This window comes from Kitasatospora nipponensis (assembly GCF_039528135.1).
Lineage (GTDB): Bacteria > Actinomycetota > Actinomycetes > Streptomycetales > Streptomycetaceae > Kitasatospora > Kitasatospora nipponensis.
The window spans coordinates 97,579-119,836 of sequence record NZ_BAAALF010000003.1 but is presented as its reverse complement, the minus strand read 5'-3'; the positions used below and the strand labels follow the sequence as shown (position 1 = coordinate 119,836).

At 75.1% G+C, this 22,258-nt stretch carries 14 protein-coding genes; 7 read left to right on the top strand and 7 right to left on the bottom strand.

Translation table 11 applies throughout. The features are described 5' to 3' along the window. The first annotated feature begins 257 nt into the window (after positions 1-257). On the top strand, positions 258-875 hold the full coding sequence (locus tag ABD323_RS02010) for an HNH endonuclease (RefSeq protein ID WP_344438264.1): 618 nt from the start codon (positions 258-260) through the stop codon (positions 873-875). A gap of 112 nt (positions 876-987) precedes the next feature. On the opposite strand, the gene ABD323_RS02005 is transcribed toward ABD323_RS02010, so the two are convergent. After that, a complete protein-coding gene (locus ABD323_RS02005; protein ID WP_344438262.1) occupies positions 988-5,205 on the bottom strand; it encodes a glycoside hydrolase family 84 protein in 4,218 nt (1,405 codons plus the stop codon). Between the two features lie 331 nt (positions 5,206-5,536). Here ABD323_RS02005 and malQ point away from each other — a divergent pair, with 331 nt between their 5' ends. Together malQ and ABD323_RS01995 are read left to right on the top strand one after the other, a co-directional pair. Beyond that, the gene (gene malQ, locus ABD323_RS02000; RefSeq protein WP_425555828.1) at positions 5,537-7,804 is read left to right on the top strand and encodes a 4-alpha-glucanotransferase; all 2,268 of its coding nucleotides are present in this window, start codon (positions 5,537-5,539) and stop codon (positions 7,802-7,804) included. A 21-nt stretch (positions 7,805-7,825) separates the two neighbouring features. Continuing rightward, a complete protein-coding gene (locus ABD323_RS01995) occupies positions 7,826-8,062 on the top strand; it encodes a hypothetical protein (RefSeq protein WP_344438260.1) in 237 nt (78 codons plus the stop codon). A 75-nt stretch (positions 8,063-8,137) separates the two neighbouring features. Here the strand turns inward: ABD323_RS01995 and ABD323_RS01990 are convergent, their stop codons facing one another. The 4 genes from ABD323_RS01990 to ABD323_RS01975 all read right to left on the bottom strand — a co-directional run bounded on the left by ABD323_RS01990 (position 8,138) and on the right by ABD323_RS01975 (position 11,678). Then, on the bottom strand, positions 8,138-8,854 hold the full coding sequence (locus tag ABD323_RS01990) for a VIT1/CCC1 transporter family protein (RefSeq protein ID WP_344438296.1): 717 nt from the start codon (positions 8,852-8,854) through the stop codon (positions 8,138-8,140). Between the two features lie 87 nt (positions 8,855-8,941). Next, positions 8,942-9,754, bottom strand: coding sequence for an FAD:protein FMN transferase (locus tag ABD323_RS01985; protein WP_344438258.1), 813 nt, complete (start codon positions 9,752-9,754; stop codon positions 8,942-8,944). After that, positions 9,754-10,245: an FMN-binding protein gene (locus tag ABD323_RS01980; protein WP_344438256.1), complete on the bottom strand. Its 492-nt coding sequence runs from the start codon at positions 10,243-10,245 to the stop codon at positions 9,754-9,756. Before ABD323_RS01980 ends, ABD323_RS01985 begins: the two co-directional genes overlap by 1 nt. A gap of 14 nt (positions 10,246-10,259) precedes the next feature. Further along, a complete protein-coding gene (locus ABD323_RS01975) occupies positions 10,260-11,678 on the bottom strand; it encodes a ferredoxin reductase family protein (RefSeq protein ID WP_344438254.1) in 1,419 nt (472 codons plus the stop codon). A gap of 222 nt (positions 11,679-11,900) precedes the next feature. Between ABD323_RS01975 and ABD323_RS01970 the strand changes: the two genes are divergently transcribed. Both ABD323_RS01970 and ABD323_RS01965 read left to right on the top strand, forming a co-directional pair. Further along, positions 11,901-12,623 (top strand): response regulator transcription factor, encoded by a 723-nt coding sequence (locus tag ABD323_RS01970; protein WP_344438252.1) that lies wholly within the window; start codon positions 11,901-11,903, stop codon positions 12,621-12,623. Further along, positions 12,620-14,212, top strand: coding sequence for a sensor histidine kinase (locus tag ABD323_RS01965; RefSeq protein WP_344438250.1), 1,593 nt, complete (start codon positions 12,620-12,622; stop codon positions 14,210-14,212). Before ABD323_RS01970 ends, ABD323_RS01965 begins: the two co-directional genes overlap by 4 nt. A 152-nt stretch (positions 14,213-14,364) precedes the next feature. On the opposite strand, the gene pepN is transcribed toward ABD323_RS01965, so the two are convergent. Together pepN and ABD323_RS01955 are read right to left on the bottom strand one after the other, a co-directional pair. Continuing rightward, positions 14,365-16,947 (bottom strand): aminopeptidase N, encoded by a 2,583-nt coding sequence (gene pepN, locus ABD323_RS01960; RefSeq protein ID WP_344438248.1) that lies wholly within the window; start codon positions 16,945-16,947, stop codon positions 14,365-14,367. Between the two features lie 378 nt (positions 16,948-17,325). Beyond that, the gene (locus ABD323_RS01955) at positions 17,326-19,152 is read right to left on the bottom strand and encodes an outer membrane protein assembly factor BamB family protein (RefSeq protein ID WP_344438246.1); all 1,827 of its coding nucleotides are present in this window, start codon (positions 19,150-19,152) and stop codon (positions 17,326-17,328) included. A 458-nt stretch (positions 19,153-19,610) separates the two neighbouring features. Here ABD323_RS01955 and ABD323_RS01950 point away from each other — a divergent pair, with 458 nt between their 5' ends. Together ABD323_RS01950 and ABD323_RS01945 are read left to right on the top strand one after the other, a co-directional pair. Beyond that, positions 19,611-20,807, top strand: coding sequence for an ROK family transcriptional regulator (locus ABD323_RS01950; protein WP_344438294.1), 1,197 nt, complete (start codon positions 19,611-19,613; stop codon positions 20,805-20,807). A 196-nt stretch (positions 20,808-21,003) separates the two neighbouring features. Next, positions 21,004-22,092: a sugar ABC transporter substrate-binding protein gene (locus tag ABD323_RS01945; RefSeq protein WP_344438244.1), complete on the top strand. Its 1,089-nt coding sequence runs from the start codon at positions 21,004-21,006 to the stop codon at positions 22,090-22,092. Positions 22,093-22,258 lie beyond the last annotated feature (166 nt).

Genomic DNA, 22,258 nt, shown 5'->3' with positions numbered 1-22,258 from the left:
CGCTCACGGGGCCAGCCGCCGGCGGCGCCGCGCGGCGCCCGCCCGGGCGCCCCGCGGACCGTTCGAGTGCAGCGCGCCACGGCGCTGGGCATAGAGCTAGTCAGCGAGCTATGACCGAAGCCACTCCGGCCCGTTACCTGGTAATGGTGGCGCCGTACAAACTCGTAAGGCGACACTGGGGGTGATCGCGCAGCGATGCGCGATCATCCGCTCGTCCCGGCGCGAGCCACGCGCCGCAGGCGTCCAAGGAGGCATCCGTGCCGCATGTCCTGGTCCTCAACGCGTCCTACGAGCCACTCGGCGTCGTATCGATGCGCCGCGCACTCATCCTGGTCCTCAACCACAAGGCGGTCAGCCTGGAGGACTCCGGTGTCACTCTGCACAGCGCCACCAGCGCCGTCACGGCGCCCTCCGTGGTCCGGCTCACCCGGTTCGTCCGGGTGCCGTTCTGCGGGCCCGTTCCCCTCACCCGCCGCGCACTCTTCGCCCGTGACCACGGGCGCTGCGTCTACTGCGGGGCCGCCGCGACCAGCGTCGACCACGTCATCCCGCGCAGCCGCGGCGGCCAGCACCGCTGGGACAACGTGGTGGCGGCCTGCCGCCGCTGCAACCACATGAAGGCCGACCGCCACCTGACCGAACTCGGGTGGCGGATGAAGCGACCTCCGGCCCCGCCCAGCGGGCTCGCCTGGCGCATCATCGGAACCGGGATCAAGGATCCGCGCTGGCGGCCCTACCTGGAGCCGTACGGCGGCACGGACCAGTTCCGTGACTTCGAGCACCACGACCATACCGACCACGCGGGCACACCGGTCCCGCTCGGCCGGTCCCGACCGCACCAGCGCGGTGAGCAACCGGAGGCCCTCACCGCCTGACCCGTCCCAGCCGTTCCCACCGGTACGCCTCTCATGGGCCGGCGACGCACCCGACATCGGGCGCGCCGCCGGCCCACCGGCTTTCCCGGGCCCGGCGCCCGGGCACCGCCCCTCAGTGCTTGGGCACCGTCGCGCTGGGTGAGGGACCGGCCCCCGCGCCCGTGCCGGCGCCGGCCGCCGCGCCCGCCGCGGCGCTGCTGCCCGGTAGCGGCGAACCCGTGGGGCCGGGCAGCGGCAGGCCGCTCGGGAGGCCGCTCGGCAGCGCCGGGACGGACGGGGTGACCGGGGTGCCGGTGGGGCTCGGCGCCGGGGTGGGCACCGTGCCCGGGGTGGCGCCGGGCGTCGGGCTCGGCAGCGGGACGCCGACCGGGCCGGTGGTCGGCGGCACGACGGGCGGCGTCCCCCCGGTGCCCGGGGCGGCGGCCGGGTCGGTCACCGCGTACACCTCGATGCCGAACAGCGAGTAGCCGTACTTGGTGGCCCGGCTGACCCCCTGCATCCGCAGGTAGAGCGCGCCCGGTGCGTCGAAGCGCACCGTCTCGGTGCCGCCGTGGCCGGCGGCCACGCTCGCCACGGTGGTCCAGTTCTGCCCGTCGGCCGAGGTCTGCAGCTGGTAGGCGGAGGCGTAGGCGTCCTGCCAGTGCAGCACCGCCTCGCCCAGGTGGGTGGGCTGCGGCAGTTGCAGCTGCACCCAGGCGCCGTCGCTGGCCGGCGAGGACCACCGGGTGGCCGGGTCGCCGTCGTTGACCGCGCCGGCCGGGTACTTGGGCGTCTCGTCGCCGGAGGAGGTGGCACTGGCGCTCGGCGCGAGGTCCGGGCCGCCGGTCGGCGGCACCACGTGCACCTGCAGCACCTGGCGCACCGTCACGCCGCCGGTGGTGAAGTCCACCGGCACCTGGTAGGTCCCGGTCGGCGTGCCCGCCGCCGCGCCGACCTGCACCGCGGTGCTGGCGCCGACGCCGAGCGGCACGCCGACCGGGGCGCCGCCCTGGCCCGGTGCCGGCGCCGGGCTGACGGTCAGGCCCACCACGCCGGCCGGGGCGGTGGCCCGGATGTCGCCGCTCGCGCCCTCGGGGCGGGTGGCGTCCACGATCGCCTGGGTCTGCGCCGGCGCCGCGGCGCCCGCCACCACGTCCAGCTCCGGGTCGGCCAGGGTGAGCCGGGCGAGCGGGGTGTCCGCGTACCAGGGGACGATCTGGTTGACCACCGGGGCGTCGCCGCCCGGCTGCCAGGTGAGCCGCACCGCGCCGGTGGGCCGCCCGCCGGTGGGCAGCTCGTTGTAGCCCGGGTGCAGGGTGCCGACGCCGGTCCAGCTGCCGTCCGGGTTGCGGGTCTCCACGGTGGCGGTGGCCCGCACGGTGGGGTCGGTGAGCACGGTGAGCCGGTCCAGCGGGCGGGTGCCGCCCAGGTTGACGGTCAGCGGCGCGTCGGCGACGGTCGGCGCGGCGGCCGCCCGGGTGGCGCTGGCCGGGTCGCCGTCGGGCACCGCGTCGGGCGAGGAGCCCGGCGCCGCGGCGGGCCCGCCGGTGCCGGTGGCGTGCACCGCGTCCGGCGCGGTGACGCTGAACTCGCGCACCGCGACCGCGGTCTGCTGGCTCTTGGTGGCGCGCAGCCGGATCGCCCGGACCACCGCGCCGGCGGGCAGCGTGGCGGTGACGCTCTTCTGCTGGTGCAGCGTCAGCAGCTGCTGCCAGCCGCCGTCGCCGGTGGTGTACTCCAGCACGCCGTCGCGCAGGTAGTCGTCGGCCGCCGCGCCCGCGTCACCGCTGGGGTCGTCCGCCGGGCCGCCGGAGCCGTCCGTGGCGCCCATCCTGACCGTCACGGTGGCCACCGGGCGTCCGTCGCCCAGGTCCACCCCGAAGGCGTCGCCGGGCTGCGGCGGCGCCGAGCTCCAGTAGAAGGTGTCGGCCGCGGAGTCGGTCATCAGGGCCGGGCCGTGGTCGTGCGCGGTGCCCAGGGTGGTGGTGGGGCTCAGCGCCCCGGCGCTGACCCCCGACCAGCTGTCGGCGGCCTTCATCGCCCGGTCCAGGAACGGGTCCAGGACGCCGGTGCCGATCGTCACCGCGCCCTGGGCGAGCTGGTCGCGCAGCCGGCGCAGCGCCACCCGGGACTGCCAGGCGGCCGCTCCGTCGCCGCGGTGCTGGGCCAGCAGCATGTCGAGCGCGGCCTGCCCGGCCCGCCCGTAGGCGCCGAGCCGGTCCAGCCAGGGCGCGGTCTCGTCGGCGAGCGCGGTGGCGCCGCGGGCGGTGCGGGCCTGCGAGTCGTTGCCGCGCAGCGCGTCGCCGGCGCCCGCCATGGTGGTGAAGGCGGCCCGCAGCGGGTCGGCGGCCTGCTGAAGCCGGCCGAGGTCGACGGTGCCGCCGCCACTGGGCTGCAGCGCGGCCCAGAAGGTGTCGATCAGCGGGGTCAGGTAGCCGGACTCCGCGCCGGACAGCGGCGAGGAGGAGCTGTTGCCGGCCAGCGCGCCGAGCGCGGCCAGCGCCGGCCCGGAGCCGGCGTCCGCGGTGCCGCCCGGGGTGGCGGCGGGGACGGCGTCGGCGGCCAGCGCCCGCAGCGCGTACTGCCAGGAGGCGTCCGAGCGGTAGCCGTCCGGGTTCCAGGCGTAGTCGGCGGCGGTGGCCAGCGGGATCCGGGAGGCGGCGGCCTGCTGCATGCCGGCCGTCAGCAGCACGGCCGAGCGCCGGGCCACCTCGGGGTCGCGCCCGGTGTACGGGCCGAGGTAGAGCCGGTCGGGGGAGGAGTCGTTGACCGGGTAGTTGTCCATGGTGACCAGCGGGTGGTCGAAGAGCAGCGCGGTGTCGGCGGTCTGGCCGGCGGTGATCTTCCCCGGGATCACCCCGACCCCGGTCCAGGCCACCTGGACGGCCGGCGTCAGCGCCCCGGCCAGCGCGCTGCGGTACGGGGTGGCGCCCTGCTGGTGGAACTCGGTGGGCACCACCGACAGCGCCCGCACCTCCCGGTGCCGGTCGACCAGCCGCTGCTGCACCGCGTTCGCCAGCTGGGCCTGCGCCTTGGCGGCGGCGGCCGGGCCGGTGCCGTACGCCCGCTTGTCGCCCGCGCAGTGCCACTCGTCGTAGCTGACGTCCTGGAACTGCAGCTGGAAGGCGGTGAAGCCGAGCGCGCGCATCGCGTCCAGCTTGGCCACCAGCGCGTCCACGTCCTTGCCGGAGCTGTAGCAGAAGCTCTGGTTGGGGGCGATCGCGTAGCCCAGCACCACGTGGTCGGTGCGGGCCCGCTCGGCCAGCAGGCGCAGGTCGTCCTGCTGCGCGCTCGGGTACGGGTCGCGCCACTGCCCCTGCCGGTACGGGTCGTCACCGGGGGCGTAGAGGTAGAAGTTCTGCTTGGTCCGGCCCAGGAAGTCGATCAGGTCGAGCCGCTGCTGGGTGGTCCAGGCGGTGCCGTAGAAGGACTCGGCGGTGCCGCGCAGCGGTGCGCCGGTCGGCCAGTCCCGCACCGTCAGGCCCGGGAAGCCCAGCGCGCCGCCGCCCTGGCCCTGGCCGGCCGGGACCGCGGTCAGCAGCTGGCGCAGGCTCTGCGCGGCGTGGAAGGTGCCCTCCGCGTCCGCCCCGGCCAGCACCACCGCGCCGTAGCTGCCGCCGGCCACGGGCAGCTGGCCGGCCGCCAGCACGTACCCGCCGGTCGGCAGGCCGGCCGGCGTGTCGGCGCCCAGGTCGTGCAGCGTGCGGTCGGTGGCCGGGTCCGGCTGCTCCTGCGGGCCGCCGACGAAGACCACCAGCTCGCCCGGCGCGGGCGCCGCGCCCGGCTGCGCGGGGGTGCTCACGGTGGTGGCGCCGGCGGCGGCCAGCACCTCGCGCACGGCCGCCAGCGCCCCCGGGTCGGCCTGCGCGCCGGCCACCAGCGAGACCTCGGTGGGGACCGTGACCGGCTTGCCGGCCGGCGTCAGCTGCTGGGGTCGGGGGAAGACCTGCGGGCTCGCCAGGCTGCCCAGCGGGGTGCGCGCCGGGGCGCTGATCGAGACGCCGGGGCCGGTGGGCGTCGCGGTCGCCGGCACGGTGGCGAGCAGGCCGCCGATCACCGCGGCGGCGGAGAGCGTGGCGGCGATCCGCAGGGTCGCGCGGCGCGGTCCCAGGGTGGCGGGGGCCGGGCCGGCCAGCCGCTCGGCGCGGATCTCCGCGAGCAGCGGCCGGGTGCCCTTGAGGTCGGCGATCAGCCGGTCCGCGGCGCGCGGGGCGACCCGGCGCGCGGTGCGGGCGGTGGCCCGGCGGGTGACCAGGACGGCGGGATGCTGCAGGACCTCGCGCAGCGCCGGGCTCTGCTCGAGCTGCTGCCGCAACCGCCTCCCTGCGGTCGCGGACACACGGGTCTGCACGGGGGCCTCCTCGCGGCCGGGGGCAGTCGGCCGAACGGGGTGATCGACGGGTGCGCGAGGAACTGCCTCACCGGCCCCCCACCGACCACGCCAGACCTCGCTGCCACAGCCCACCAGGTGACCGCGTGCCTGTCAACGTGAGCCGGTCCTATGGCCGTTCTGTCCGATTATGTCCAGGTCCCTCCAGGAGTGATCACCCCTGACGAGGCGTCGGCCCCCGGCGCGCCGCTGCGGATGGTGGCCCGGCGAGCCGGGTAGGAGTGGAGCTGTCGCCCCCGCAGCGTCCCCCGCCCCCGTCCGCATGCGTCCCCCGACCCCGCAGGAGCCCGTGTTGGCCGCTTACCTCCACCGTTCCGACGATGCCTCAGAATCTGACGGGAGCTCAGCATCCGGTCCGGCGAACGCCGTCGACCCCACCGCCGAGGACGCCCCCGCGCCCGGCGCGCCGCTGCTGGCCCTGGCCCAGGCGCACGGCGTGGACAGCAGCTACGACCCCGGCGACGGCCGCCCGGTCCAGGTCTCGGCCGCCACGCTGACCGCCGTGCTCGCCGCGCTCGGCGTGGACGCCGGCACCCCGCAGGCCGTCGAGCGGGCGCTCGCCGAGCACCGGGAGGCCGCCGCCCGGCGCCTGCTGCCGCCCTGCCTGGTCGCCCGGGCCGGCCGGCGCACCGCGCTGGACGTGCCCGCCGCCGCCCGGCTGGGCATCGCGCTGGAGGACGGCGGCGAGTGGCAGCTGCCGCCCGGCCGCTCGGACTGGCTGCCGGCCGACCTGCCGCTGGGCCGGCACACCCTGCAGCTGCGCCTGGCCGACCGCACCGAGTCGGCCACCCTGATCGTGGCCCCCGAACGGCTGGCCCCGCTGCCCGGCCGCGGCTGGGGCTTCCTCGCCCAGCTCTACTCGGTGCTCTCCGAACGCTCCTGGGGCATGGGCGACCTCGGCGACCTCGCCGAACTGGCCCAGTGGTCGGCCGGCGCCCTGGGCGCGGACTTCCTGCAGCTCAACCCGCTGCACGCGGCGCTGCCCACCCTCCCCTCCGACCCCTCGCCCTACCGCCCCTCCTCACGCCGCTTCGCCGACCCCGTGCACCTGCGGATCGAGGCGGTGCCCGAGTACGCGTACGCCGACGCGGCCCAGCGCGCCGAGCTGGACGCGCTGGCGCAGCGGGCCGGCCGGCTGCGCGCCGAGGTGCTGGAGCACGACGGGCTGATCGACCGGGACGCGGTGTGGGCCGTCAAGCGCGCGGCGCTGGAACTGCTGCACACGGTCCCGCGCGGACCCGGCCGGCAGGCCGCCTACCAGGCCTTCGTGCGCCGCGAGGGCGACTGGCTGGAGAGCCACGCCACCTGGTGCGCGCTGGCCGAGCGGCACCCGGGCCCGTGGCGGCAGTGGCCCAAGGGCCTGCGCCACCCCGGCACCCCCCAGCTGGCCGCCGCCCGCGCGCAGGACGCCGAGGCCGTCGAGTTCCACCGCTGGCTGGCCTGGCTGCTGGACGAGCAGCTCGGCGCCGCCCAGCAGGCCGCCGAGCGGGCCGGCATGACGCTGGGTCTGATCCACGACCTGGCCATCGGCGCGCACCCCGACGGCGCCGATGCCTGGGCGCTGCAGGACGTGCTGGCCGAGGGCATCTCGGTCGGCGCGCCGCCGGACGCCTTCAACGCGCACGGCCAGGACTGGGGCCTGCCGCCCTGGCGCCCCGACGCGCTGGCCGCCACCGGCTACGCGCCCTGGGCCGAACTGCTGCGGGCCGCCGCCCGGCACGCCGGCGCGATCCGGATCGACCACGTGATGGGCCTGTTCCGGCTCTGGTGGGTGCCGGCCGGCCGGCCGCCCACCGAGGGCGCCTACGTGCGCTACGACGCCGACGCGATGCTCGGCGTGCTCGCCCTGGAGGCGCACCGGGCCGGCGCCGCGGTGATCGGCGAGGACCTGGGCACGGTCGAGCCCGGCGTGCGCGAGGAACTGACGGCGCGCGGGGTGCTGGGCACCTCGGTGCTCTGGTTCGAACGCGACTGGGAGGGCAAGGACACCGCGAAGGGCGCCCCGCTGGACCCGCGGCGCTGGCGCACCGGCTGCCTGGCCACGCTGACCACCCACGACCTGCCCAGCACCGCGGCCCGGCTGTCGGGCGCGCACGTCGACCTGCGCCACCACCTGGGGCTGCTGCTCCACTCGCTGGCCGAGGAACAGACCGCGGCCGCCCGCGAGCTGGCCGACTGGCGGGCCGAACTGACCCGGCTGGGCCTGCTGGAGCAGGACGCGCGGCTGGACCAGGAGGCGCTCTACCGCTTCCTGCTGGCCACCCCGGCCGAGCTGGTCGGCGTCTGGCTGCCGGACACCGTGGGCGATCCGCGCCCGCAGAACCTGCCCGGCACCTGGGACCAGTACCCCAACTGGCGCCTGCCGGTCGCCGACGCCGCCGGCACCCCGGTCACCCTGGAGCGGCTGGCCGGCGAGCCGGGGGCGCTGGCGCTGGGCGGCCTGCTGACCCGCGGCCTGCGGCCGGACACCCCGGTGGGACCGGGCGCCGCCGCGGAGCCGGACACCCCCGCGGGGCCGGTCACCCCCGGAAGGCCGACCCCGCCGCGCGATCCCCGATAAAGGGCCGGTACCTTGGGAAACGTGGACAAGAGGAACGCTTTGCGCGCCGGTGCGGTCACCGCGACGGCCACGCTGATGATGCTGCTGACGTCGCCCGCCGCCTTCGCGCTGACCCGGGACGACGGCGACGACCCGGGCAACGGCCTGACCTTCGCGCAGACCTTCGGCCTGTTCGTGGCCCTGCCGATCGCGCTCTTCCTGATCATCTCCGGTCTGGTCATGCTGCCGGTGTGGGTCGGCAAGGACAAGAAGAAGTAGCTCCGAGGGACCGTCACCCCGCTGCCCGCCCGGGCCGCGGGGCGACGGCGTTTGCCGGTTCGCCGGCCCGCGGGCTCACACCCCCGCGGTCGAGAGCAGCCACCCCGCCGCGTAGGTCACGGCCATCGCCAGCCCGCCGCCCAGCGTGGTGCGCAGCACCGACCGGCGTACCGGCGACTCGCCCAGCCGGGCGCCCAGCCAGCCGGTGACCACCAGCGCGCAGAGCACCGCGACCACGGTCACCGGCACCCGCAGCCCCGCCGGCGGCAGCACGATCGCCAGCAGCGGCAGCACCGCCCCCACCGTGAAGGCCGCGCAGCTGGCCCAGGCGGCGTGCCAGGGGTTGACGATCTGCGCCGGGTCGATGCCCAGCTCGACCCGGGCGTGCGCGCCCAGCGCGTCCCGGGCGGTCAACTGCTCGGCGACCTCCCGGGCCAGTCGCGCGGTCAGCCCGTGGCCCTGGAGCAGCCCGGTCAGCTCGTCCAGCTCCGCCTCGGGCTCCTCGACCAGCTCGCGCCGCTCCGTCGCCAGCGCGGCCCGCTCGGAGTCCCGCTGGGTGCTGACCGAGACGTACTCACCCGCGGCCATCGAGATGGCGCCGGCCAGCAGCCCGGCCAGCCCGGAGGCCAGCAGGGTGCTCGCGGAGCTGGTGGCCCCGGCCACCCCGACCACCAGCCCGGCCGTCGACACCACCCCGTCGTTGGCCCCCAGCACCCCGGCCCGCAGCCAGTTCAGCCGCACCCCGAGCCCGCCCCCGGCCGCCGCCTCCTCCTCGCGCACTGCCCCGGCCATCGCTCGGCTCTCGTCCACGGGCCCAGTCTGGTCGCAGCCCGCCGCCGCGGGCGCGGAACGCCTCCCCGGCGTGTCGCGCTCCCCGGTTCAGCCCCGGGCCGCCAGGTAACGGCGCAGTCCCGGGGTGCCCAGCCGGCGCCCGTCCGGCAGCACCGCCAGCCCCTCGTACCCGGGACGGGCCTCCAGCCAGGCGAGCGCCCGGTGCGGGCCCATGGCGAAGGCGGCGGTGGCGTAGGCGTCGGTGCGGGCGATCCGGCGGCCGACCACGGTCAGCGAGCGCAGGCCCTCGGCGGGCCGGCCGGTGTGCGGGTCGAGGATGTGCGCGCCGCGCTCGGCCGTCCCGGAGGTGGCCACCGCGAAGGGCTCGCCGTCCGGCGCGGTCAGCACCGCGAGCACCTGGCCGGCGCGGTGCGGATCGGCCACCCCGATCCGCCAGGCCCGCGCGCCCGCTGTGGGGCCGTCCACCACCGGGCCGTCCGCCGCCGGGTCGCTCGCCGCCGGGCCGCGGGCCTGCACGTCGCCGCCGCCGGTGACGCTGTGGTCCCGGTGGCCGGCGTGGGTCAGCAGGTCCGAGGCCCGTTCGAGCGCCCAGCCCTTCACCCACCCCGAGGGGTCCAGCCGCCCGCCCGGGCGCGCGGTGAACCAGCCGTCCGTCTCGGTGGCGAGGGCCGCGCAGTGCCCGAGCGCCTCGCCGACCAGCGGGTCGCACCGGTCCACCGTCAGCTCGCCGCGGGCCAGCCGGCTCAGCTCGCTGCGCGGGAGGTAGGGGGAGAGCAGCGCGTCGAGCCGGTGGAGCTCGGCGATCGCCGGACCGAGCACGGCGGCCCGCCGGGCGGGGTCCGCGCCGGGTACCGCGAAGGAGACCACGGTGCCCATCACCGGCTCGGCGTGGCGCAGCATCAGCTCGCTCCGGCCTGGTCGAGGGCGCTCTGCAGCGAGCGCAGGTAGCCCTGGCTGGTGTAGGTGGCGCCGGAGACGGCGTCGATCGAGGCGCTGCCGGCCGCCACCGCCTCCTGGTTGAGCTCCGGCAGGGCGTAGGCGTTGATCTCCCGGTCGCGACCGCTCTCGGCCGGGTACTGGAGCACGTCGACCTTGGTCAGCCGGCCCGCGGTGAGGGTGATCCGGACCTGCACCGGGCCGTAGCGGGTGTCCACGGCGCTGCCGGTGACGGTCCGGGTGCTGCTGCCGGTGCCGGTCCCGGTAGTGGCGGTGGCCCCGCTGGACGGGGAGGCGCTGGCCTGCCCGCCGGGATCGGTGGCCGGCACCGTGGTACCGGTGTCCGAGGAGATCACCGGGGCGCTCTGTGCCGCCGCGCCGCCGTGCGGCTTGAGCGAGAGGAGCAGCACGACGGCGCCCGCGGTGACGGCGGTGGAGACGATGGCTCGACGCATCGCAGGACACTCCTTCAGAGAACGAACGACTCGTGGTGGATCCGGTGTCGCGGCACCCCGGCGGCGCGCAACTCCCGTACGGCGTGGGCGGTCAGCTCGGGCGGCCCGCAGAGGAAGACCTCGTGTTCGGTCAACTTGGGCACCAGCTCCGCCAGTTCCGCCGCGCTCAGCGTGTTGCCCGGCTGCGTCCGGCTGCCGAGCAGGAGGTGCAGCTGGGCCCGGCGGCGCGCCGCCACCGCCGCCAACTCCGTGCGGAACAGCACCTCGTGCTCGTCGCGCGCCCGGTAGAGCAGGGTCAGCTCGCCGGGCCCGGCCGGCAGCGTCTCGAAGAGCGCGCGGATCGGCGTGATCCCGACCCCCGCCGCGATCAGCAGCACCCGCCGGGCCCGGCGTCGGTGCCCGGTGAAGGCGCCGTACGGACCCTCGGCCCGCACCCGCACCCCCGGGCGCAGCGCCGCCACCGCCGCGCTGTGCCCGCCCAGGTCCTTCACGGTGAACCGCAGGAACCGCGGGTGCGGCGGCGCGGAGAGCGAGTACGGGTTGGCGGCCCAGCGCAGCCGCCCGGCCATGAACTGCAGGCGGAAGAACTGCCCAGGCTCGCAGCGCAGTTCGTCCAGTCGCCGGCCGGTCAGGAAGACCGACACCACGCCGTCGGCCTCCGGGCGGACCTCGGCCACCCGCAGCCGGTGCCGCCGGTCGCGCAGGAACGGCACCACCAGCCGGTACCAGCCGAGCAGCGCGAAGGTGCCCAGGTAGAGCAGGTACCAGCCGAACCGGCCGACCCCCTCGGCCAGGTCGGCGCCGTTCGCCAGCTGGTGCGCGAAGGCGAGCGTGATCGCCAGGTAGGTGGCCAGGTGCAGGTAGTACCAGGCCTCGTAGCCGAGCCGGCGCCGGGCGATCCGGGCCGAGAGGGCGCCGGTGCCCAGCATCAGCACGGTGCCGGCCGTCGCCTTGAGCATCTCGGGGTAGTGCAGGACCATCTCGACGCCCTCGCCGACCACCCCCTGGTGGGCGGTGAGCGCGTAGCCCCAGATCACCAGCGACACGTGCGCGGCGACCAGGGCGACCAGGTGGCGCCCGCCCAGCGCGTGCCAGCGGGCCAGCCGGTCCGCGCCGACCTCGCGCTCCAGCACCGGGATCCGGGCCATCAGCAGGAGCAGCAGCGGGGCGAGGTACCCCGCCAGCAGGCCGGTGATCCGGGCGCCACCGGTGAGCCACTCCGCGGCGCCGGTCACCGCGTAGGTGTCCCGCCACCAGAGCGCCAGCACGATCGCGGCGCCGGCCGCGGCCAGCAGCGGCAACACGCCGGGCCGGGCGGCGTGCAGCAGGTCGGGCAGCCGCGGGCGGGACGGACGCGGGCCGGGAAGCCGCGGACCGGACCGGTGCGGCGCGGGGGTGGCCGGTCGGTTCCGGCGGTGGGCGGCTGTGCTCACGGGTGGTTCTCCTCGCTCTCCGGAACCGCCACACTGTCACCGGAAGCTCTCAGTACGCTCTGAATGCCGACCGCCCGATACCGCTTTGAGGACACGTTTCCGCAGCTCAGGACAGGTTTGGTGGCCCTGGGGATCTCACCGAGTTCTCATCCGGGTCCGCCACAATGGGTCCACACCACCACGTGCAGCCGCCCTGCGCCCGCCCCCGGCCGAACGGATTCCATGACCACCGCCCGCCGCATCCTGGTCGTCGACGACGAGCCCGACCTCGTCGAGGTGCTCTGCGGCGCGCTGCGCTACGAGGGGTGGGAGGCGCTCGGCGCCGCCACCGGCACCGAGGCCGTGCACGCCGCCCGGGCCTGGGCGCCGGACGCCGTCGTGCTCGACATGATGCTGCCCGACCTCGACGGCCTGACCGTGCTCGCCCGGATCCAGGAGGACCACCCGGAGACCCGGGTGCTCTTCCTCACCGCGCGCGACGCCGTCGAGGACCGGATCGCCGGCATCGCGGCGGGCGGCGACGACTACGTCAGCAAGCCGTTCAGCCTCGCCGAGGTGGTGGTCCGGCTGCGCGGCCTGCTGCGCCGGGCGGACGCCGCCACCGGCCGCGCCCCCGACGCGCCGCCCTCGGGGGCCCTGGTGCTGGGCGACCTGGTGCTGGTGCAGGCCGCCCGCGAGGTCAGCCGGGCCGGCGAGCCGATCGATCTGAGCCCCACCGAGTTCGCCCTGCTGCGCTACCTGATGAGCCACCCGCGCCAGGTGCTGAGCAAGGCGCAGATCCTGGACGCCGTCTGGTCCTACGACTTCGGCGGGCAGGCCCACGTGGTGGAGCTGTACATCAGCTACCTGCGCAAGAAGATCGACGCCGGCCGGCCCCCGATGATCCACACCGTCCGGGGCGCCGGCTACCTGCTGCGGCCCCCGACCCCGACGCCGGCCGCGTGAGCGGGCGCCGCCGGCCCCGCGTGGCCCTGGCGCCGCCGCGCACCCTGCGGGCGCGGCTGATCGCCGGTCTGCTCGCCCTGCTGGTGCTCACCCTGGCCGGGGTCGGCCTGACGGTGACCGGGGCGCTGCAGCACTTCCTGCTCGCCCGGCTCGACCAGCAACTCGCCGAGACCGGCGGGCGCTACGCCGCCAGCCTCGAACACCTCGCGCCCGCGCCCGCCGCCACGGCCTCCTCCGCATCCTCCTCCACCGCCCCCGCCACCCCCGGCCCGTCCACCGGGGAGTCCCCGCGGGCCGCGCCCCGGGACACCCGCGCCCAGGCCCCCGGCACCGTCGCCGCCCCGCTGCTGGGCGGCACCGGCACCAACGCCGGCGTCGCCGTCGGCCTCCTCCGCGTCGTCGACGGCGACGCCGACGACGACGCGGTGGCGGCCGGCACCACCCCCGCCGACACCGACGACCTGGTCCGCCTCACTCCGGCCGACCAGCGCGCGCTGGCCGCCCTCCCGGTGGGCGGCGCGGCCCGCACCGTGGTCCTCTCCCAGCTCGGCGACTACCGGGTGCGCGCCATGGCCGGCGCGGACCACGACGTCCTGGTCACCGGCCTGCCGCTGCGCCAACTGCGCGACACCGAGCACCAGATGATGGTGATCGAGCTGACCGTCTTCGCCGCCGCCGTCACCGTGGCCGGCGTCACCGGCGCGCTCTGGGTCCGCCTCGCGCTGCGCCCGCTGGCCCGGATCACCGACACCGCCGAACGGGTCAGCGTGCTGCCGCTGGCCCGCGGCGCGGTGGTGCTCTCCGACCGCGTGCCGGACGCCGACCCCGCCACCGAGACCGGCCGGGTCGGGCTGGCCCTGAACCGCATGCTCGGCCACGTCGAGGAGGCGCTCGGCCAGCGGCACGCCGTCGAGGACCGGCTGCGCTCGTTCGCCGCCGACGCCGGCCACGAGCTGCGCACCCCCGTCGCCACCGTCCGCGGCCACGCCGAACTGGCGCTGCGCCATCCGGACCCGATCGCCCCGCCGGTCCGCCACGCGCTGGAACGGATCGAGGCCGAGTCCCGCCGGATGGGCAGCATCGTCGACGACCTGCTGCTGCTCGCCCGCCTGGACGCCGGCCGCCCGCTGGCCGCCACCGAGGTCGACCTCACCCGCCTCGTCCTCGACTGCACCGCCGACGCCCGCGCCGCCGGCCCCGGCCACCACTGGCGCCTCGACCTCCCCGCCGAGCCCCTGCTGGTCACCGGCGACGAGGACCGCCTGCGCCAGGTCCTCGCCAACCTGCTCGGCAACGCCCACCGGCACACCCCGCCCGGCACCACCGTCACCGTCCGCCTGGCCCCCGCTCCCGACGGCGCCCCGGGCACCCACCTGACCGTCACCGACGACGGCCCGGGCATCACTCCCGACCTCGCCCCCCACGTCTTCGACCGCTTCGTCCGCGGCGACCCCACCCGCACCCGCACCACCGGCAGCACCGGCCTGGGCCTGGCCATCGCCCACGCCATCACCACCGCCCACGCCGGCACCCTCACCCTCGCCCACCCCCCGGGCCACGGCACCGTCTTCCTCCTGACCCTGCCCTGACCTCGCCCCTGACCCGCCCCGGCCGCCCAGAGGTGGGGAAGGACCTCGCTCCCGTGCCGCCGTGGAACGTCCGACGGCACGAACGCCAAGAGCCGGTGGCCCCCGGTGCGTCAGCACGCGGGGGCCACCGGCTCGTTCACGCCGTCGGGCGACTACGCCCGCGCGCTCGCCGCGCGGTCGGCGGCCTGGGCGGTCAGGGCGCGCTCGACGCCCGCGCGGGACTCGACGACCAGGCGGGCCAGGGCCGGCGCCGGCTGGGCGGCGGCGAGCCAGGCGTCGGTGGCCTCCAGGGTGGCCGGCTCGACCTCGTAGGCGGGGTAGAGGCCGATGATGAGCTGCTGGGCGATCTCGTGGCTGCGGGTCTCCCAGATGTTCAGCAGCGCGTCGAAGTACGGGCCCACGTACGGCGTCAGGAGCTCGCGCTGGTCGGCGACGGCGAAGCCGCTGATCACCGCCTCCTGGACGTAGTTGGTGAGCTCGTCGGAGTCGACGACCGACGCCCACGCCTCGGCCTTGGCCTCGGCGGTGGGGCGGGCGGCGCGGCAGGTGGCGGCCTTCTCCTGGCCGGCCGCGGTGTTGTCGCGCTCCAGCTCGGCGGCGATCGCCTCCTCGTCGGCCTGGCCGACGGCGACCAGGCGGGTGAGCAGGTCCCAGCGCAGGTCGGTGTCGATGGCCAGGCCCGGCACCTCGACGCCGCCGGTGAGCAGACCGGCCAGCAGGGCGAGCTGCTCGGGGGTGCGGGCCACCGACGCGAAGGCCTTGGCCCAGGCGAGCTGGTGGTCGCTGCCGGCGACGGCGGAGCGCAGGCGCTCCTCGGCGGCCGCGGCCCAGCGGCCCAGGCCCGCCTCGCGCCAGGCCGGGTCGGCGTACAGGTGCAGCGCGAGCTTGACCTGACGGTGCACCGACTGGACCACGCCGATGTCCGACTCCTCGGGCAGGCCGGCGATGGCGAGCGCGAGGTAGTCGCGGGTGGCGAGTTCGCCGTCGCGGGTCATGTCCCAGGCGGCCGCCCAGCACAGCGCGCGCGGCAGCGGCTCGGCGAAGTCGCCCAGGTGCGCGGTGACCGCGGTGAGCGAGGCCTCGTCGAGGCGCAGCTTGGCGTAGGAGAGGTCGTCGTCGTTGAGCAGCACGACGGCGGGACGGGTGCGGCCCACCAGCTGCGGCACCTCGGTGAGCTCGCCGTCGACGTCCAGCTCGATCCGGTCGACGCGCACCAGCTTGCCCTCGACCAGGTCGTAGCTGCCGATGGCGATGCGGTGCGGGCGCAGCGCGGAGGTGCCCTTGGCGCCCTCGGGCAGGGCGGGGGCCTCCTGGCGAACGGCGAAGGAGGTGATCACGCCGTCGGCGTCCACCGCGATCTCCGGGCGCAGGATGTTGATGCCGGCGGTCTCCAGCCAGGACTTCGACCAGGTCTTCAGGTCGCGGCCGCTGGCCTTCTCCAAGGCGCCGAGCAGGTCGGCCAGGGTGGTGTTGCCCCAGGCGTGCTGCTTGAAGTAGGCGCGCACGCCCTCGAAGAAGGCGTCCTGGCCGACGTACGCCACCAGCTGCTTGAGCACCGAGGCGCCCTTGGCGTAGGTGATGCCGTCGAAGTTGACCTGCACGTCCTCGAGATCGTTGATCTCGGCCATGATCGGGTGGGTGGACGGCAGCTGGTCCTGGCGGTAGGCCCAGGTCTTCATCTGGTTGGCGAAGGTGGTCCAGCCGTTGGGCCAGCGGGTGCCGGCCGGCTCGACCTGGGCGACCATCTCCGCGTAGGTGGCGAACGACTCGTTGAGCCAGAGGTCGTTCCACCACTCCATGGTGACCAGGTTGCCGAACCACATGTGGGCCAGCTCGTGCAGGATCGTGGTGGCGCGCGCCTCGTAGGAGGCGTCGGTCACCTTGGAGCGGAAGACGTACTGGTCGCGGAAGGTCACCGCGCCCGCGTTCTCCATCGCGCCGGCGTTGAACTCCGGGACGAAGAGCTGGTCGTACTTCTCGAAGGGGTAGGCGAAGTCGAACTTCTCCTGGAAGTACGTGAAGCCCTGGCGGGTGACGTCGAAGATCGCGTCGGCGTCCAGGAACTCCCGCAGCGAGGGGCGGCAGTAGATGCCCAGCGGCACGCGCTGCTCGCCGTCGACGAACTCGTCGAAGACGCCCACGTAGGGGCCGGCGATGATCGCGGTGATGTAGGTGGAGATCCGGCCGGTGGGGGCGAACGACCACAGCTGGGTGTCGCCGTCGCCGACCGGCTCGGGGGTGGGGGAGTTGGAGACGACCACCCAACCGCGCGGCGCGGTGACGGTGAACCGGAAGGCCGCCTTGAGGTCGGGCTGCTCGAAGGAGGCGAACACCCGGCGGGCGTCGGGCACCTCGAACTGGCTGTACAGGTAGGTCTCGCCGTCCACCGGGTCGACGAACCGGTGCAGGCCCTCGCCGGTGTTGGTGAAGGCGCAGTCGGCCACGACCCGCAGCTCGTTCTGCTCGGCCAGGCCGCTCAGCGCGATCCGGCTGTCGGCGAAGGCCTCCAGGGCGACCGGCTCACCGTTCAGGACGATCTCCCGCACGGCGGGCGCGACCAGGTCGATGAAGGTGGAGGCACCGGGCTGATTGGCGGTGAACCGGACCACGGTGGTGGACCGGAAGGTACCCCCGTCACGGGCCGAGCTCAGGTCGAGCTCGATGTCGTACGCATCCACGTGGAGGAGCGCGGCCCGGGTGCGGGCCTCCTCACGGGTCAAGTTGGTGCCAGGCACTCGCGGGACTCCTTCGTCAGGCTTTGTGGTTCGCATCCTCCCATGTCGCCCGCCGGGGGCCACGAGGTTTGTCGGCGGGGGCGGGGAAGCCACGGACGGCGACGGGACGGTTGCGGGACGGTGACGGCAGGCGGTACGTCAGCCGCCCGGTCGGGCACTACGGCACCGGGGGGACGCACGGGGGACGCACCTGGCGCATCACGGCCTCGATCTCGGTGCCGGGGACGCACCCGCACGCACGGGGGACGCACCGGCACGCACGGGGGACGCACCGGCACGCGCCGGGGACGCACCCGAACGCGAAGCGGGCACGGGCGTCACCTCGGTGACCACCCGTGCCCGCCGGCAGCCGGCCCGCCGGCACTCACGCCCCGCCCGTCAGCCCTTGCCGTACATCGTCATGGTCGAGTCGATCGGCAGCTGCGGGATGCTCAGCACCCGCCCGTCGTCGGAGAGCAGCACCTCGGCACCCTCGAACGGCATGAAGCTCTGGTTCTTGGTGCTGAAGCCGCCCACCGGCGTCGCGCTGCCGTCGGCCGCCGAGAGCGTGACCACCTGCGAGGTCTTGTTGTAGCCGGCCATCGCGATCGCGGTGACGGCGGTGCCGGACTTGTGGTCCACCAGGCGCAGGCCGTCCGCGGCCCCGCCGTCGACGGTCCACAGGGTCTTGCCGGAGACCAGGTCGATGGCCCGGATCGCGGTCTTGCTGTTCTGCTGCACCTCGACGTAGAGGGTGTTGCCGATCACCAGGCTCTTGGCGAACGGGTCGGAGGCGGCGGAGAGCTGCAGCCGGTCCTCGCCGGTGACCTTGAGCGGGATCTTCGCCATCGGGTTGTTGGAGGCGTCGATGCCCTGCACGAAGTCGCCGTCGTAGCCGGCCGAGATCTCCAGCACCAGCGGCTTGACCGAGACGATGCTGGTGAGCCGCTCGTTGTCGTCCTTCAGGGAGAAGGTCTGGGTGCTCTTGCCGGTGTTGGCGTCCAGCACGGTCAGCTGCTGCTTGGGCGAGGAGTCCGAGCAGTAGTCGCTGACCACCACCAGGCCCCCGGCCGCGTCGGCGTTCTCCGAGCAGTAGTCGGCGCGGTCCTTGTAGGACCAGAGCGACTTGCCGTCGGTCAGGTTGTAGCCGGCCAGCAGCGCGCCGCTGGCGGCGGCCAGCGTGGTGTCGGTGACGGTGACCTTGGTGTCGAAGCTCTTGCTCTTGAGCGGCGAGCCGACCTGGAAGAGCAGCTTGCCGGTGGTGGCGTCGACCGCGCCGAGCCCGGCGCAGTCGTCGTCGCCGAGGTTGAAGCTGACGCCGCCGACGCTGTTCTTGTTGATGGTCGAGGACATGCTGCAGAACGCCTTGACGCCGCTGGGCACCTTGAGCGTCCAGGCGGCCTTGCCGTCGCTGAGGTTGTAGGCCACCAGCCCGGTGGCGTCGCCGCGCACCACCAGCTTGTCGGTGGTCCACTGGCCGATGGTGCGCGCGTCGCTGCCGCTGGCGGTGGACTTGGGGACGGTCCAGGTGACCGCGTACTTCCCGGCGTCGGAGCCACCGCCGCCTCCGCCGCCCGTGCCGCCCCCGCTGGTGCCGGGCGAGGGGGAGCCCTTGAAGAGGACCACCAGGGCGATCACGATGGCGACCACCAGCACCGAGCCGGCGACCGCGCCGAAGACCAGGATCGGGTTGCGCTGCTTGGCCGGCGCGGCCGTGGGCTGGATCGGCCCGGGGTAGCCGTAACCGGGCCCGGCCGGTGCCCCGGGGACCCCCGGCTGCCCGCCGTACGGCTGCGCTCCGTAGCCGGCCGGCGGCTGGGGCGGCGCGGGGTGCTGGGCGTAGCCGCCGCCCTGCGGCGCGGCGTAGCCCTGGGCGGGCGGCGGGGTGGGCGGGCCCTGCGGGTAGCCGTAGCCGCCCGCGGCCTGCGGGTCGTACGGGCCGACCGGTCCGGTCGGCGCGCCGAACGCCGGCGGCTGCCCGCCGGGTCCCGCCGGCGGCATCGCGCCCTGCGCCGGGAAGGCGAGCGCGGTCGGCTGGTAGTGGAGGTCGCCACCGGGTGCGCCACCCGGCGCTCCGGCCGGCGGTGCGGTCGGGGCGGCCTGGTGGGGGATCGCAGCGCCGTCGAGCTGTGTCCGCTGGTCCGCGACCGCGGCCGGGTCGAAGCCCGGCCGACCGCCCGGTTGTCCGCCCGGCGCGCCGCCGGCGCCCTGGTGATCCCCTGCCATGTGATGCCCCGTCACTGTCCGTATGTGGGCCGCCCGGCTCCGGCTTCCGCGAGGCGGTCCGGGGCTGCTGGGGCGGCTGAGAATAAGGACATCGTAAGGGGGCGCCATTTTCGGACAGCGGCAGGTGTGACACGGCGCGACGACGGCGCCGGTACGGCGTGCGTGCGGCGTGCGTGCCGCGCCGGTACGGCGCCCGCGGTCCCCGCCACAGCGCCGCGCGCGCCCCTTCGCGCGCCCCCGGCCACCCGCCGCCGACCCCGGCCGGCCACCCGGTGTCGGCCTTGAGGCCGCCCGGCGGGCCCGGCGCAGCATAGAGTTCACAAGTTGAAGGTGAACATCTGACCCGAACACCCCCAGCACGTGGTGTCCGGTCGTAGTCACGCGAGCTCCGCCGCAAAGGCGCGGCGTGGGGCGGGGACGGTCGGGTCCCCGGGCCCTGAGGAGGATCAATCATGTCCATGGACACGCCGGGTTCGCAGTCCTCGCTGCACCGAGCCAACCTCGAACGGGTGCTGCGGGCGGTGCGGATGGCAGGGGCCCTGACCCAGGCCGAGATCGCCCGCTCCACCGGGCTGTCGGCCGCCACCGTCTCGAACATCGTCCGCGAGCTCAAGGAGAGCGGCACCGTCGTGGTGGCGGACACCTCCTCGGGCGGGCGCCGGGCGCGCAGCGTCTCGCTGAGCGGGGACGCCGGGATCGTGGTGGGGGTGGACTTCGGCCACTCGCACCTGCGGGTCGCGGTCGGCAACCTGGCGCACCGGGTGCTCGCCGAGGAGAGCGAGCCGATGAACGTGGACGTCTCCGCCGAGCAGGGCTTCGCCCGGGCGGAGTCCCTGGTGGAGCGGCTGCTGAAGCAGGCGGGCTTCCGGCCGGACAAGGTGATCGGGGTGGGTCTGGGCGTGCCCGGGCCCATCGACGTGGAGACCGGCGCGCTGGGGTCCACCGCGATCCTGCCGGGCTGGACCGGGATCGCCCCGGGCCGCGAGCTCTCCGCCCGGCTGGGGATGGAGGTGTACGTCGACAACGACGCCAACCTCGGTGCGCTGGGCGAGCTAGTCTGGGGCGCCGGGCGCGGGGTGAGCGACCTGGCGTACATCAAGGTGGCCAGCGGTGTCGGCTCCGGGCTGGTGATCAACGGGCAGATCTACCGCGGCCCGGGCGGCACGGCCGGCGAGATCGGCCACATCACGCTGGACGAGGCCGGGCCGGTCTGCCGCTGCGGCAACCGCGGCTGCCTGGAGACCTTCGTCGGCTCGCGCTACCTGCTCAACCTCTTGAACGCGAGCCATGATCGCGAGCTGACCCTCTCCTCGGTCGTGCAACTGGCCCAGCAGGGCGACCTCGGCTGCCGTCGGGTGATCGCGGACGCCGGCCGGCAGATCGGCACCGGGGTGGCAACGCTCTGCAACCTGCTCAACCCGCGCCGGGTGATCCTGGGCGGAGACCTCGCCGAGGCCGGTGAGCTGGTGCTTTCGCCGATCCGCGACTCCGTGGCGCGGTACGCGATCCCGTCCGCCGCACGGCAGTTGTCGATCGTTCCGGGCACGCTGGGTGGTCGTGCGGAGGTGCTGGGCGCGCTCGCGCTGGTGATGAGCGAGATGGGCGAAACGGGCGCACTGGGACACACCGGACAGGCCGCGGCAGCCCGTGGCTGACCGTCAGAACCTGTCGGAGTGTCAGTGAATCTTGTGGGATCTGTCCGTTTGGTCTCGGTTGGGGCTTCAGGAAGATAACGAAAGGGTTTGGATCGCCCCTGGCTTGGTTTTACTTGTTGACGGCAAGCCGAGGTGGCGGGTTGACTCCTTCCACCTCGCCGCAATGTTGCGGCCCTGTCAGGGAGGCTCCCCCACCATGAACGCAATGATGCGTCGCGTCGTCATCGGAACTGCCGCGGTCTCGATGGCCCTCTCGATGGCCGCCTGTGGCAAGGCGGGTGGCAGCACCTCGGCAAGCTCCGGCGACACCAAGACCGTGGGCCTGCTCCTGCCGGAGAACTCCTCCTCGGTTCGGTACGAGTCCTTCGACAAGCCGCTGATCGAGGCCAAGGTCAAGCAGCTCTGCACCGACTGCACCGTCAAGTACAACAACGCCAACGGTGACGCGGCCACCCAGAAGCAGCAGTTCGACACCCTGGTCTCGCAGGGCGTCAAGGTGATCCTGCTCGACGCGGTCAACGCCAAGGGCACCGCGTCCTGGGTCACCGACGCGCAGAAGAAGGGCGTCAAGGTCATCGCGTACGACCGCCTCGCCTCCGGCCCGGTCTCCGCGTACATCTCCTTCGACAACGAGAAGGTCGGCGAGCTGCAGGGCCAGGCGCTGATCGACGCGCTGGGCGCCAACGCCAAGAGCGCCAACGTCGTCATGATCAACGGTGACGACGCCGACCCGAACGCGGGCATGTTCAAGGCCGGCGCCCACAAGGTGCTGGACAGCGGCGTCGGCAAGATCGTCTACGAGCAGTCCGGTGAGTGGAAGCCCACCGTGGCCAGCCAGAAGATCGGTGCCGCCATCACCTCGCTGACCAAGAACGGCTTCCAGGCCGTCTACTCGGCCAACGACGGCATGGCCGCGGCCATCATCACCGCGCTGAAGACCGCCGGCATCACCAACATGCCGGTCGGTGGCCAGGACGCCGCCTCCGACGCGATCCAGCGGATCCTGACGGGCGACCAGGCCTACACCATCTACAAGGCGTACAAGCCGGAGGCCGAGGGTGCCGCCACCCTCGCCGTCGACCTGCTGCACGGCCTGGACGTCAGTGGCACCGCCACCGCCTCCACCGACAGCGACGGCGCCAAGATCCCCTCGCTGCTGCTCACCCCGGTCGTGGTGACCAAGGCCAACGTCAAGGACACCGTGATCGCGGACGGCCTCTACAAGGCCTCGGACATCTGCACCGCGCAGTACGCCGACGCCTGCAAGGCCGCCAACATCCAGTAACCGCCGCACCGGCCGGACCCGTTCCCCACGGACGGGTCCGGCCGGGCGCTGCCGTGACTGCGGAGCGCGCGTCTGAACCGCGTGCGCCCCTTCTCTCTCTCGCACTACCCCTTTCGCGCCCGGGGCGGCGCGCGGCTGGCCCGACGGACGGGGCAGACCCCCGACA

Bases quoted from the DNA above. Each gene is read 5' to 3' on its own strand.
- ABD323_RS01990 (WP_344438296.1), bottom strand. From the start codon at position 8,854: ATGGCCGGGGCAGTGCGCGAGGAGGAGGCGGCGGCCGGGGGCGGGCTC.
- ABD323_RS01985 (WP_344438258.1), bottom strand. From the start codon at position 9,754: ATGCTGCGCCACGCCGAGCCGGTGATGGGCACCGTGGTCTCCTTCGCG.
- ABD323_RS01980 (WP_344438256.1), bottom strand. From the start codon at position 10,245: ATGCGTCGAGCCATCGTCTCCACCGCCGTCACCGCGGGCGCCGTCGTG.
- ABD323_RS01970 (WP_344438252.1), top strand. From the start codon at position 11,901: ATGACCACCGCCCGCCGCATCCTGGTCGTCGACGACGAGCCCGACCTC.
- ABD323_RS01955 (WP_344438246.1), bottom strand. From the start codon at position 19,152: ATGGCAGGGGATCACCAGGGCGCCGGCGGCGCGCCGGGCGGACAACCG.
- ABD323_RS01950 (WP_344438294.1), top strand. From the start codon at position 19,611: ATGGACACGCCGGGTTCGCAGTCCTCGCTGCACCGAGCCAACCTCGAA.
- ABD323_RS01945 (WP_344438244.1), top strand. From the start codon at position 21,004: ATGAACGCAATGATGCGTCGCGTCGTCATCGGAACTGCCGCGGTCTCG.